The organism is Anabaena sp. AL93 (genome assembly GCF_001672085.1).
GTDB lineage: Bacteria > Cyanobacteriota > Cyanobacteriia > Cyanobacteriales > Nostocaceae > Dolichospermum > Dolichospermum heterosporum.
This window is the reverse complement of sequence record NZ_LJOU01000042.1, coordinates 19113-31221: the sequence shown is the minus strand read 5'-3', so window position 1 is coordinate 31221 and position 12109 is coordinate 19113. Positions and strand designations below refer to the sequence as shown.

Below are 12109 nucleotides of genomic sequence, written 5' to 3'. Positions count from 1 at the left end.
AAATACATGAAAGATTGTCAATTATTATTTGGCTCTTATATACATCATTTTCCCTCCTATGTCATCACTAAACTTCAAGCTGCTTTATTTCCGCACCCTGTTCTTGATCTAATTCTGGTAACTTTTTACCCAAAATTAGAACTGAAACCATCATTAATAAACTTGTCACCATAATCACACTGATTACATTCGGATCATTAAAATTGCTCGTACCTATTAACAATGCTGCGGCAAAATTACGTTGTGCAGTTCCTACTCCTAAAACTCTTTGAGTATCAATACCAGGACCACCCAATAAATAACCCACAGTAAAAGAGAATATAATAAAAATAGCACAAACAAAGATCACTCCAGTTTTCAATAAAACAATAATTTCATTGAAGTGTACTATCAACCTCACTCCTAAACCTAAAAGCAATCCAAAATTAGATATTTTGAAAGTAATTGTTTGGAGATTTAAAGCGATATCCTGATATGTTGCCTTAATTAATAACCCAATTCCCAATGGTGTTATCATCATCAATATTAAAGGTTTGGCAATATCCCAAGAATTGACTTCTACACCTTGCAAAACTAATGGTAATACAATTGGCATATAAAAAACAGTGCCGAACATTAACATCATCATTAACCCTGTAGAAAAAGCTAAATTACCCTTAACTATTTGGGCAAGTTTAGGTAAGGCTGGAGGACCTGATGCTAATGCCATAATTATCAAACCATCTTTCACAGGTTCATTAACAGGTATTACTTGCACCAGCAAATATACAAAAAGTGGCACTAAAACAAAATTTGTTAATAGCGATAAAACAACCAAACGGATATTACGAAGAGGTTGCCAAATCTGTTGTACAGTTAATTTTAAACCTGTACCAAACATAGTAGCAACAACAAAAGCCAAAAATGCAATTTTGTCAAGGATGGGGATAATTTCGTTCATAAATTTCTTATTTCGCGCCAATAGGCAAAGAAGAAAGGAATATTCAATATGATTCTGTTAAGCCTGAAACTCTTTTTTTAACGAACCACAGAGGCACAGAGGACACAGAGAGAAGAAAATAATTGAGTATGACTTTTAAAATATCCTCTCAATCTTTCTCTCTGCGCCTCTGAGTGAGACAACAATTACTTCAAATTTAAAGTAACCTTCTGTAAATTACCTGTGAATGCAAATGGTACTTGATAGGTTTCCACAATCGGAGTACCTGTATCTCGACCCACATCAAAAGTTTCATTTAAAGCCAAACGGTAGGGTAAAGTTTTTTCAATTCGACCCTCAGCCACCTGTTGATCATTAATGAATAACTTCCCTATTCCACCAGCACCAACTCCACCACCGTCATAATCAAAATTAAATTTGATTGTTGATTTACCTGATGCTAATTTTTCAGAAGATTGAATAATGTAGCGTTCGGAATTAGCAAAGTTGTAAACGTAAGTTGGTTTACTATCTTCGAGGAAAAATCCCCAACCAGCAAAACGTCCTCCTTGGGTTAATAGAACACCTTCTGCACCACTTTCTGGAATTTCCACATCAGCCGTAATGCTAAAAGATTTATTTTTCAGACTTGGGGCGCTACCTTCGGGAATACTAACTGCACCAGAATAGTAAGTAAAAGTTGTCCGTCCTGCGGCTGGGGAAGGACGACTTTGGACATCAAAACGTTCAGAAAGGCGATCATCTAATGGTAAAACTTTGTGTTTACGCGCTTCTGATAAAAATAACTTTTGCAGTTTTTGCAGTTTTTCTGGATTTTCAGATGCTAAGTTATTCGCTTCGCTAAAATCTTCATCAATGTTGTATAGTTCCCAAGGATCTTTCTCGAAGTCAGCATTAATTGTACCCTGCCAAGGTAATCGAGGATGACGAGCCGCAGCTATCCATCCATTATTATAAATAGCCCGGTTTCCGAACATCTCAAAATACTGAGTTTTACGCTCAGAAGCAGCTTCAGGATCATCAAAGGTGTAAAGTAGGCTAGTACCTTCAATCTTCTGTTGTTTCACACCATTAACTTTTGTAGGTGCAGTAATTCCCGCAGCTTCAAAAATAGTTGGCGTAATATCAATGACATGATGGAATTGGCTACGAAGTCCGCCTTGATCTTTAATGCGATCGCCCCATGCAATAATTAAGGGGTTACGAGTGCCACCAAAATGAGAAGCTATTTGCTTTGTCCATTGGAAGGGAGTAGTACCAGCCCAAGCCCAAGCTGCATGATAATGATTAAAGGTTTTGGGACTACCTAAATCATTTAAAGAAGCTAACAGTTGTTCTCGACTTTCGGGTACTTTATTGAAAACTTTTAATTCATTGACGCTACCTGCTAAACCACCTTCTGCACTAGCACCGTTATCACCAACAATGTAGAAAACTAGGGTATTGTCTAATTCCCCGATTTGGTCAATGGCATTAATTAATCTTCCTACTTCATGGTCTGTATATGCTAAAAAACCGGCAAATACTTCTATTTCATGGGCATAGATTTTTTGATCATCTGGAGATAAGGAATCCCACGCTGGTAATTCTTTCGGACGGGGAGTAAGTTGGGCATTAGCAGGAATTACACCCAATTGTTTTTGTCGGGCAAAGGTTTCTTCTCGTAATTTATCCCAGCCTTGATTAAACTTGCCTTGATACTTGTCTATCCAGATTTTAGGAGCGTGATGAGGTGCATGGGTAGCACCTGTAGCCAAATAGGTAAAGAAAGGCTTATCGGGGGCTATAGACTGTTGAGAATGAATCCAGCTAATGGCATGATCTACTAAATCTGGTGTCAAATGGTAATCAGGATTATTGGTTGGTGGTGCAATCCGCTTGGTATTTTCGACTAAAGCCGGACTCCATTGGTTAGTATCACCACCCAAAAAGCCGTAAAAATACTCAAATCCTAACCCTGTTGGCCAGCGGTCAAAGGGTCCAACCGCACTAGTTTCATAATCTGGTGTATTGTGCCATTTACCAAAAGCTGCGGTGTTATAGCCGTTTTGCCGTAATACTTCCGCTACAGTAGCAGCGCTCTTAGGTAAAATAGTTGTGTAACCAGGAAAGCCTGATGCTAACTCTGCAACTACACCTGTACCCACTGAATGATGATTGCGTCCAGTTAATAAAGCTGCTCTGGTAGGTGAACAAAGGGCTGTGGTGTGAAATTGGTTATAACGTAATCCTTTTTCCGCTAAATGAGTCAAATTCGGGGTTTCTATAGCACCACCAAAGGTACTCGCTTGCCCAAAACCCACATCATCCAATAATACTAATAATACATTGGGGGCTTTTTCCGGGGCTTTAATTGGTGCAGGAAAATCCGGTGTTGATTCTTTGTAAGTAATGCCGATTTTACCTTTAAAAGATGGTGGATTAATCGGTAATACTTTTCCTGTATCTGCTAGTGCGGGGCTAGTAGTGATTAGGAAAATGATGGAAAGAGATAATGCGATCGCTCGCAAAATTAAATTTAACATATTTTTTTCTCACGCAGAGACGCGGAGGCACAGAGAGGAATTAAGAGAGTGTTCTTTAATTCAGGTTTTTTACTAATCGAAAGCCGATATGAGTTGTTCCGGTATCGGGAGATTCTGATTCTCGTGCTGCTGGACGGTAGCGGCTACAATAGTTTGGCGCACATAGGTAAGAGCCTCCTTTGATGACATGAAGGGCAGTTTCTGTTGGTTTTTTGGGGTCAAAACTTTTATTTGGTCCAGTGGGGTTGACGCTGTGGGCTTTGTTGTCATGTCCTAAACTAAACCAGTCGGAAGTCCATTCCCAAACGTTGCCGGTCATGTCGTAAAGTCCATAAGCATTAGCTGGAAAAGAACCTACTTTTGCTGTTCCTACATAACCATCGGCTTTGGTATTAAAAAAGGGAAAGATTCCCTGCCAAGTATTGGCTTTTTTGGCAGAATATTGATTACCCCAGGTATAAGTTGCGCTGTCTAATCCACCACGAGCGGCGTATTCCCACTGTGCTTCTGTTGGTAGTAATTTTTCTGCCCATTGGGCGTAGGCTAGAGCATCTTCGTAGGCAATATGCACAACTGGATAGTTTTCTTTCTCTGTAATGCTGCTATCAGTCCCAAAAGGATGCTGCCAATTAGCACCGGGTGTCCAATGCCACCAACTGAGAAGTTGAACTTGCTTAACTCCTGGTTCGGGCATTTGAAATACCAGAGAACCTGGTAATCGCTGCTCATCTGGTAAGTCAGGAAACTGTTCTTTTGATAATGGACGTTCGGCAACTGTTACATAATTTGTGGCATTGACAAACTCAGCAAATTGGGCGTTTGTTACCTCATATTTATCAATGCAGAAGGAGCTAACTGTCACGTTTTCTCCTGTTCGCTCTTCCTCAAAACCAGAATCATCTGCTCCCATTTTGAATATACCTCCAGAAATCATTACCATTCCTGGAGGACAGGGATTAACGGTATCTGCTAATGCTGGTGAATTGGTGAATAGTGATATGAGTGCAACTACTTGAATTAGTAGCAATATTAGAAACCGCATTTTACGCCGTTGGGACTGTTAAACCGAGAATTTTAGCAAATCTCTCTACATAGAATTCTGTAGGATTAGCAACTTGTTGAATGGATTCACGTTGGCGCAAATTTTCCCACCATTGCTGCAATTTGGGTGTTTCTGTTGGCAGTGTAAAATTACGTAACTTTTCTAAAACTGGTAATCTTTCAAACCAAGGATAGAAGCTAATATCCACTAAACTCAGATTTTCTCCTAACCAGTAAGGACCATTACCAGAAAGTTTACCTAATCCTTCTTCCTCAATATATAAAAGAGACTCTAAAAACTCTCTTCGTCCTTGTTCTTGTTCCTGGGTATCTTTACCACGCAGTAATTTATTAAAAGCTGGGACTAAACGAGTATTAGCGTAGTCAATCCAAATTCTCGCAACTGCTTTTTTAGCAGGATCATGAGGTAACAAAGCGGGTTCAGGAAATACTTCTTCTAAATACTCATTGATAATTGCGGACTCATATATTTCTACATCTCCATGCTTAATCGCTGGAACTTTACCGTAACGAGAAATATTGGTAAAACCTTCTGGTTTGTGCTGTAAATCAATTTCAATGGGTGTAAAATCAATTCCTTTTTCCAGTAAAACCACACGAGTTCTTTGGGAGAAAGTAGAACCTTTAGTGTAATAAAGTTGAATGTTACTCATTTTGTTGATTAGGATTTGTGTGAATTTTTAGTTAATTGCAAAAATTAGTAGTTGCATGACAGCCAAAGATAGAAGTGAAGCAATTTCACTCCTACGATTTAAATTTTTTAACTGGCAAACTACCAGGGCTTTACATTAACTACGGTTTATTGGTCGGATTAGCGTACTATATTAGAAGTATTCCATAGTTTTTACTAAAAAACAAGTCTTTTAGCAAACATTCTTCTCCAAACATAGAGCCAAAATGCCCAACAATTTAACACTTGTCCATAGCTTGCTTCTTTTCAGTACCGCGTTTATTGCCGGGTCACTTAATGCTGTAGCGGGAGGTGGTAGTTTTATTACATTCCCCACCTTAATATTTACTGGTGTATCGCCAATTATTGCCAATGCTACAAATAATACTGCTTTATGGATTGCAGCTATGGCCAGTGCGGGTGCATATCGTCACAATTTACATATTCCGCGACGACAGCTTTTGATACTATGTATTACCAGTTTAATTGGTGGGGGAATTGGTTCTATTATTTTGTTATATACATCAGCGGATGTGTTTAAACAGCTACTTCCTTATCTGTTACTTTCAGCAACGCTGATATTTACATTTAGCGAACCCTTAAAAATGTGGCTACAATTTCAAAGCAAGAAATCATCATCAGAATCTCCACCTTTATTAATTCTCGTGATTGCACAATTAGCAATATCTATCTATGGAGGTTTTTTTGGTGCAGGTTTAGGAATTTTAATGTTAGCAACTTTAAGTTTTTTAGGTATTAAAAATATTCACACCATGAATGCTTTTAAGTCCTTTCTTGGTAGTTGTATCAACGGTATTGCTATTTTTCCTTTTATGTTCGCTGGTTTAATTGCTTGGCATCAGGCTATTTTAATGGCTGTGGGTGGTTCTCTTGGTGGTTATTTGTGCGCTCATTATGCTCGGAGATTAGACCCTCGTTTAGTGCGGATATTTGTAATTGTTGTTGGGTTTAGTATGACTACTTACTTTTTTATTAGGGGATAAATAATGAGAAAATGCAACGGATGTAACAACCGTTGCGACTTATCAGCCGATACATATAATTTATCTTATGAACGGCAGTATATTAAAGTCTTGATGAAGGTAAACTCAATTCAGATTGATTTCTTGACTGTCCTGAAGCATTTGTTGAAGATGAGATGAAAAATGGGATAACTCCTAGAATTGCTGAAATAATTATTGCTGTAATTGCGAGCCAAATTGAGTAAGCTGAAAATTCTGTTTGCGCTGAAGCAAATAAATCTTTACTCAAGGAAAAGCTGTCTTGAACGTCTTGAACAGTTCTTTCCAATTCTTTAATATCATTCTTCAATAATTGAATATCGTTTGTATAACCTGGGCTAATAGGTTCATTAGATATGTTTGAAATTTTCTCATTTTTAATTTCTCCACTAAAAAAATACTTTGCCCAATTAGCAATGGCAGAACGATTATCATATTCGTCTTCATAAATGAAAATCTGCCTCCTTCCATTAATACTACTCAATTTATCATTAGCTATTTTTTCATAAGTCTCAATGAGAAGTTTATACCGATAGAGTAGTGGAAGTTCTTGAAGAAGATAGATAAATCCTTGCTTTGCTTCAGACCAAGTTTTCAATTTCGATTTAATATGATGAAAAGGCTTTGAAAGCTCTGCGAAAGCATCAGATGACTGTTGAAAGCAATTGTTGGCTTGATCAACTTTTAAAGAAATATAATTTCGCCAATTTCCAATCTCAATACTTTGATATAAGTCGTGAGCTATGATCTGCAATATTTCTTTATGGCTGCCTATGTAAAAATTATATTTTTTCCCATACTCGACATAATCCAAAGACGTAACTGTGAGTAAATTTTGATCATTTATAGATATTTGCATTGATGGGTTTCCTTCAGCCTTTATTCCTAAAATTTGCCAGTCAGTTTTTAAGGCTGTGTAAAAATTACGAAATGTATAAACAGAATAAGGAAAATCCGGTTTAACTTTGATAATTGCTTTATTAAGAGACTGTATAGCTCTCGGATGAGACGGATAACTCATAAGAGAAATTGCGTCTTTTAGATGAAATTCATCATCAGTTATCTTTCGGCTAATTCTAAAAATTACTCCATCGAATATAATCTCCTCGCCTGATTTGTGTTTAGCATAAAAGTATCAGGGGAATCCTACATCGGAGTGATCTTCAACAATTTCTACCTTTATAAAGTCTTTATCTTCAATAGCTTTTTGTCTTAGTAGCTCAAATACTGCTGGTGAATTACGAAAAACATGAGTAGGACGATTCAAAATGTTTGTATTATCAACAAACTCAGATGAAACCTTAAACATATTGAGCGTAGTCCCATAATCTTCACATCTATCAAGAAAACAGATTGGGAAATAGCCCGTACAGTGTAATTCAATACCTCGGAATGGTGGTTTACTGAGAGCATTCATATCAATTAGGTTTAGATGGAAGATTAAATATAAGTGTACACGGTAGATTTCTGTTGGTCAAACCTTGCCATGGCAGAAGGTAAGATACCGGGTTTTCTCTCGCGTAAGCGACAAGATAAGCGATCGCTATGTTCAAACTTTAGACATCGTTTTATATCAGATATGATATAAATACAATATGGAAGCTCAAAGTAAACCCTTAATTTGGTTGCATGGTGAAGTTAAAACCCCACCTTTCAGTCAAGAAGCACGAATAGAAGCTGGTGTTCTGCTCAGGCAATTACAGGAAGGTGAATCCATTGGGTTGCCACATTCACGCCCTATGTCAAGTATAGGAACTCACTGTCATGAATTACGTATTCGAGATGCAGATAAAAACTGGAGGATTATTTATCGAATTGATGATGATGCAATCTTGATTATTGAAGTCTTTAATAAAACAACCAGAACAACATCCAAGAAAGTGATGGAAATTTGTAAAAAGCGATTGAGCAAATACGATAATGATCAACAGGAGTAATGTGATGGATCAAGCTAAGAAAGAACGTTTAGAATCTAAAGGCTGGAAAATTGGCACAGTTTCCGATTTTTTGGAGTTAACAACTGAAGAAAGTATCTTTGTGGAAATTAAACTAGCTCTCAGTAAAAACTTGAAGGAACGTCGCCAAAAATTGATGACTCAAAGTGAACTGGCTACTAAAATTAGCTCCAGCCAACCTCGAATTGCTAAAGCTGAAAATGGCGATGCTTCAGTTTCAATTGAATTATTAGTTCGGGCAATTTTAGCCACTGGTGCAACTCCTCAAGATATTGGCCAGGTTATTTCAGGTGTGAAGTAAAAAAAATGATGAAAATGTGTTAGTTTGTGTTCCTTGTATGATAAGAAAAATGGAAAAATGATCCTTTCTTTTAACAGGAGTTAATCATGACTATTTCCTTAGATAAAATCACCTACAGTCAATTATTAGTAGAATATCAACCCAAAGTCATCACCACCGAAGCAGAATATGATCAAGCATTAGAAACTGTGGAAAAATTAATGGCTGATCAACAACGTACACCAGAACAAACTGCTATCCTACAATTATTAGTCACTCTCATTGAAGAATTTGAAACTAAATACTATCCTATTGAACAATCATCTCCCCATGCAATGCTAGAACATTTAATGGATGCTAGGGGAATTAAACAATCTGATTTAGTAGGAATTATTGGTTCTAAAGGCGTGGTTTCTGAGGTTGTGAATAGAAAAAGAGCAATTAGTAAAGCTCAAGCAAAAGCTTTAGGAGAACTTTTTAATGTTTCTCTAGCATTGTTTATTTAATAATAAAACTCGCTATTATTTTCTCTAATCTGTCTAGTTGAAGCTAGTAATTTGTAATTGGCAATTGGCAATTGGTGATAAAATTCCTGTTTTCATCCTGGACATCCTGATTTTGAGAATATGAAGCAAAGAGTCGTTGGAAACTCACGATAGTAATTTAATTACTGAGTCTCCAAATCAATCTGCTGAAAGCCCTTAGTTATTTATTAATCAAGGCTTCTTCCTGTGGCAGAAATCCACCCGCTTGCATTTGCCATAATCTGTAATAAGCTCCACCCTTAGCCAATAACTTAGAGTGAGAACCATCTTCAATAATGCGACCATGATCAAATACCAAAATTCTGTCTAAATGCGCGATAGTAGATAAACGATGTGCCACCACAATTACCGTTTTTCCATTCATTGCTGTGTCTAGGGTATTTTGAATCGCTTTTTCCGTAATGGAATCAAGGCTAGAAGTTGCTTCATCTAAGATTAAGATAGGTGCATTTTTGAGGATAACGCGAGCGATCGCAATTCGTTGTCTTTGTCCCCCAGAAAGTTTAACACCACGTTCCCCCACCAAAGAATCATAACCCTCCCTCATCTGGGCAATAAAATCATCAGCATAAGCTTTCCGTGCTGCTTCTATCAGTTCCGCTTCTGAAGCTTCTAAACGTCCATAAAGAATATTTTCCAACAAAGTCCGATGGAACAGAGAAGGATCTTGAGGAATCAGGCTAATTTGCGAATGTAGGGCTTCCTGAGTCATATCTTTGATATCCACCCCATCAATTAATATTTGTCCCGATTGGGGGTCAAATAAACGCAAAATCAAATTTACAAAACTAGATTTTCCAGAACCAGAAAAACCCACCAATCCGACGCGCTCTCCTGGTTGAATGGTGACAGAGAGATTAGTGAATACAGTTTTCTCTGATGAGTAGCCAAAATGCACCTGCCGAAACTCAATACTACCTTTAGTGATGGCATGATCTATGGCATTATCCCGATCTATGATTTCATGGGGTTGAATAATAGTATTCACACCATTAGCTACATTACCAATATGTTCAAAAAATTCTAAAAACCGTTTGCTTAAATTGCGGGCTTCACTAATGATTAAAAGTGATAAACTGGTTGCAACAACGAAGTCAGCCGTAGCAATTTTTCCTTGACTCCAAAGAGAAAGTGAGTAATACAATGTGCCGATTTTCAGAACGGCTGCTGAGATAAACTGAAACCAGCGGATTCGTTCAGAATACCAGTTAGACTTTCTTACCTCTTTGAGTTCACTCTTTAATTGGTCATTCAAATAGCGGCGTTCAAAACCCAAACGAGCAAAAAGTCTGCTACTGGTGAGATTTGTCACCGAATCTACAATAATGCCAGTGGTTTCACTTCTAGCGCCGGCGGCTTTCCGGGCATAAATTCGGCAACGAGTCGCCAACCAGAAGGAAATACTGATAAACAAAACTGCCCAAATTCCCACAAATGCAGCTAGAGGAGGATAGGCACGATAGAGTAATGCCGTAGAAACGATATAGACGATAATTACTGGCATAAATTCAGTAATCATCATTTGCATGGTTTGGGTGACACCCAAAGAAGTTTCTGCAATACGATGGGCTAATGCTCCAGCAAAACTACTGCTAAGATAGCGATGGGAATGTTGTTGTAAATAGGCATATAGCGATCGCACAATATGCTGTCTGTGGATAGGATGGAGAATAGTTTGTAACAATCCCGCAGAACGTCCAAATACTACCTCACCTATACTTAAGGACGTGAACAGGATCAGGGGTTGTTTCAAGCTATCAAAAATGAGTTTGCTGTCTCCTGTAGAGCGTGTGACACTGCGGATCATTTCGCCGATCGCATAGGGTAACATAATCCCACAGGTGGCGTGTATGATTTCCAGAGACACCATTAACACATACCACCAGCGGAACTGATTAACGAAATGACAAATAAATTGGAAGGGAGTATCTGGTAATTCTGGCGCATTAGGAGCGCGTTGAAAAGATTTAGAAAGTTTGATTTTTTTCATCATTTTATCTGCTGTAAAAAATAAAAATAGACGGCTGGAACAACCGTCCGGTAAAGTTTAATAAAATCATCCAAAAGCCACCTAACGCAGAGAATCTCCCCTACGATATTCTGCGGTGATATCGTCTAATTTTTGTTTCAAATTGTCATCAAGTGTTACTTCCAAAGCCTTGAGACTGTCAAAAAGTTGTTCTGGACGACTAGCACCAATGATGGGGGCTGTAATAATCGGATTGGCCAGAACCCAAGCTAAAGCTAGAGTAGTGAGAGATAATCCTGCCAAATCCGCCACTGTACGTAATTCTTCCACAGTATTGAACTCACGGTCATGCCAATAACGCTCCTGATAACGTTCTGCGGCTGCACCCAATGTAAAACGAGTACCTGTGGTGGGTCCTTCAGTCAGATTATGTTTACCTGTCAGCAGTCCACCTGCTAAAGGATTGTAGGGAATTACAGCCTGTCCTTCTTCTTGCGCTAGGGGTAATAATTCTCGCTCAATTTCCCGGAATAAGAGATTATAGCGGGGTTGAATGGAGACAAAGCGAGTCAAATGACGGACATCTGCGCGACCTAAAGCGCGGGCTAGTCGGTAAGCTAAGAAATTGGAAACTCCGATATAGCGGACTTTACCAGCCCGAACTATTGTATCGAGTGCTTCTAGGGTTTCATCGAGGGGAGTTGAAGCATCATCAGAATGCAATTGATACAGGTCAACATAATCAGTTCCCAGTCGTCTCAGGGAAGCATCAATGGCATCTAAAATATGTTTGCGGGAAGATCCCTGATCCCAAGGTGCAGAACCGACTTTACCGACGGCTTTAGTAGCAACAATAAAATGTTCGCGTTTGCCTTTTAACCAGCGGCCAATGATTTCCTCTGTTCGTCCAGCAGTGGGTAGTCCACCACCAAGGGGATAAACATCGGCTGTATCGAGAAAGTTGATTCCAGCTTCGGCTGCGGTATCGAGGATTTTTATAGAGGTTTCTTCATCGGTTTGTAGTCCGAAGGTCATTGTCCCGAGAACGAGTCGGGAAACGGTGAGTCCGGTTTGACCGAGTTTGGTGGTTGGTAATGTCATAGAATGTTAGTTGTAGAATTTTTATCTCACGCAGAGGCGC

At 38.6% G+C, this 12109-nt stretch carries 12 protein-coding genes; 4 read left to right on the top strand and 8 right to left on the bottom strand.

Going from position 1 to position 12109, the window contains the following annotated elements; translation table 11 throughout:
- Positions 1-67: 67 nt before the first annotated feature.
- From AN486_RS12790 to AN486_RS12775, 4 genes are all read right to left on the bottom strand, one after another.
- Positions 68-940 carry a bile acid:sodium symporter gene (locus tag AN486_RS12790; RefSeq protein WP_053540152.1) on the bottom strand — a complete coding sequence of 291 codons (873 nt, stop codon included), beginning with the start codon at positions 938-940 and terminating at the stop codon, positions 68-70.
- Between the two features lie 185 nt (positions 941-1125).
- A complete protein-coding gene (locus AN486_RS12785) occupies positions 1126-3465 on the bottom strand; it encodes an arylsulfatase (protein WP_053540153.1) in 2340 nt (779 codons plus the stop codon).
- Positions 3466-3520: 55 nt separating this feature from the next.
- The gene (locus AN486_RS12780) at positions 3521-4507 is read right to left on the bottom strand and encodes a formylglycine-generating enzyme family protein (protein ID WP_053540154.1); all 987 of its coding nucleotides are present in this window, start codon (positions 4505-4507) and stop codon (positions 3521-3523) included.
- A 1-nt stretch (position 4508) separates the two neighbouring features.
- Entirely contained in the window at positions 4509-5180 is a 672-nt protein-coding gene (locus AN486_RS12775; RefSeq protein ID WP_053540155.1) for a glutathione S-transferase family protein, read from the bottom strand.
- 244 nt (positions 5181-5424) lie between these two features.
- Between AN486_RS12775 and AN486_RS12770 the strand changes: the two genes are divergently transcribed.
- Positions 5425-6201: a sulfite exporter TauE/SafE family protein gene (locus tag AN486_RS12770; RefSeq protein WP_053540156.1), complete on the top strand. Its 777-nt coding sequence runs from the start codon at positions 5425-5427 to the stop codon at positions 6199-6201.
- 82 nt (positions 6202-6283) lie between these two features.
- Here AN486_RS12770 and AN486_RS12765 read toward each other — a convergent pair whose 3' ends face one another.
- Together AN486_RS12765 and AN486_RS12760 are read right to left on the bottom strand one after the other, a co-directional pair.
- Positions 6284-7240: a hypothetical protein gene (locus tag AN486_RS12765; protein ID WP_290600924.1), complete on the bottom strand. Its 957-nt coding sequence runs from the start codon at positions 7238-7240 to the stop codon at positions 6284-6286.
- Positions 7241-7354: 114 nt separating this feature from the next.
- On the bottom strand, positions 7355-7636 hold the full coding sequence (locus tag AN486_RS12760; RefSeq protein WP_053540158.1) for a hypothetical protein: 282 nt from the start codon (positions 7634-7636) through the stop codon (positions 7355-7357).
- A gap of 178 nt (positions 7637-7814) precedes the next feature.
- Between AN486_RS12760 and AN486_RS12755 the strand changes: the two genes are divergently transcribed.
- The 3 genes from AN486_RS12755 to AN486_RS12745 all read left to right on the top strand — a co-directional run bounded on the left by AN486_RS12755 (position 7815) and on the right by AN486_RS12745 (position 8960).
- Complete coding sequence (locus AN486_RS12755; RefSeq protein WP_053540159.1) at positions 7815-8156, top strand: type II toxin-antitoxin system RelE/ParE family toxin; 342 nt, start codon at positions 7815-7817, stop codon at positions 8154-8156.
- 4 nt (positions 8157-8160) lie between these two features.
- Positions 8161-8475: a helix-turn-helix transcriptional regulator gene (locus tag AN486_RS12750; protein WP_053540160.1), complete on the top strand. Its 315-nt coding sequence runs from the start codon at positions 8161-8163 to the stop codon at positions 8473-8475.
- 86 nt (positions 8476-8561) lie between these two features.
- Complete coding sequence (locus tag AN486_RS12745) at positions 8562-8960, top strand: type II toxin-antitoxin system HigA family antitoxin (protein WP_053540161.1); 399 nt, start codon at positions 8562-8564, stop codon at positions 8958-8960.
- A gap of 199 nt (positions 8961-9159) precedes the next feature.
- Here the strand turns inward: AN486_RS12745 and AN486_RS12740 are convergent, their stop codons facing one another.
- Both AN486_RS12740 and AN486_RS12735 read right to left on the bottom strand, forming a co-directional pair.
- Positions 9160-10992, bottom strand: coding sequence for an ABC transporter ATP-binding protein (locus tag AN486_RS12740; RefSeq protein WP_053540162.1), 1833 nt, complete (start codon positions 10990-10992; stop codon positions 9160-9162).
- 78 nt (positions 10993-11070) lie between these two features.
- Positions 11071-12069, bottom strand: a complete 999-nt coding sequence (locus AN486_RS12735) for an aldo/keto reductase (protein WP_053540163.1) — start codon at positions 12067-12069, stop codon at positions 11071-11073.
- Positions 12070-12109 lie beyond the last annotated feature (40 nt).

Bases quoted from the DNA above. Each gene is read 5' to 3' on its own strand.
- AN486_RS12790 (WP_053540152.1), bottom strand. From the start codon at position 940: ATGAACGAAATTATCCCCATCCTTGACAAAATTGCATTTTTGGCTTTT.
- AN486_RS12785 (WP_053540153.1), bottom strand. From the start codon at position 3,465: ATGTTAAATTTAATTTTGCGAGCGATCGCATTATCTCTTTCCATCATT.
- AN486_RS12780 (WP_053540154.1), bottom strand. From the start codon at position 4,507: ATGCGGTTTCTAATATTGCTACTAATTCAAGTAGTTGCACTCATATCA.
- AN486_RS12775 (WP_053540155.1), bottom strand. From the start codon at position 5,180: ATGAGTAACATTCAACTTTATTACACTAAAGGTTCTACTTTCTCCCAA.
- AN486_RS12770 (WP_053540156.1), top strand. From the start codon at position 5,425: ATGCCCAACAATTTAACACTTGTCCATAGCTTGCTTCTTTTCAGTACC.
- AN486_RS12765 (WP_290600924.1), bottom strand. From the start codon at position 7,240: ATGAGTTATCCGTCTCATCCGAGAGCTATACAGTCTCTTAATAAAGCA.
- AN486_RS12760 (WP_053540158.1), bottom strand. From the start codon at position 7,636: ATGAATGCTCTCAGTAAACCACCATTCCGAGGTATTGAATTACACTGT.
- AN486_RS12755 (WP_053540159.1), top strand. From the start codon at position 7,815: ATGGAAGCTCAAAGTAAACCCTTAATTTGGTTGCATGGTGAAGTTAAA.
- AN486_RS12750 (WP_053540160.1), top strand. From the start codon at position 8,161: ATGGATCAAGCTAAGAAAGAACGTTTAGAATCTAAAGGCTGGAAAATT.
- AN486_RS12745 (WP_053540161.1), top strand. From the start codon at position 8,562: ATGACTATTTCCTTAGATAAAATCACCTACAGTCAATTATTAGTAGAA.
- AN486_RS12740 (WP_053540162.1), bottom strand. From the start codon at position 10,992: ATGATGAAAAAAATCAAACTTTCTAAATCTTTTCAACGCGCTCCTAAT.
- AN486_RS12735 (WP_053540163.1), bottom strand. From the start codon at position 12,069: ATGACATTACCAACCACCAAACTCGGTCAAACCGGACTCACCGTTTCC.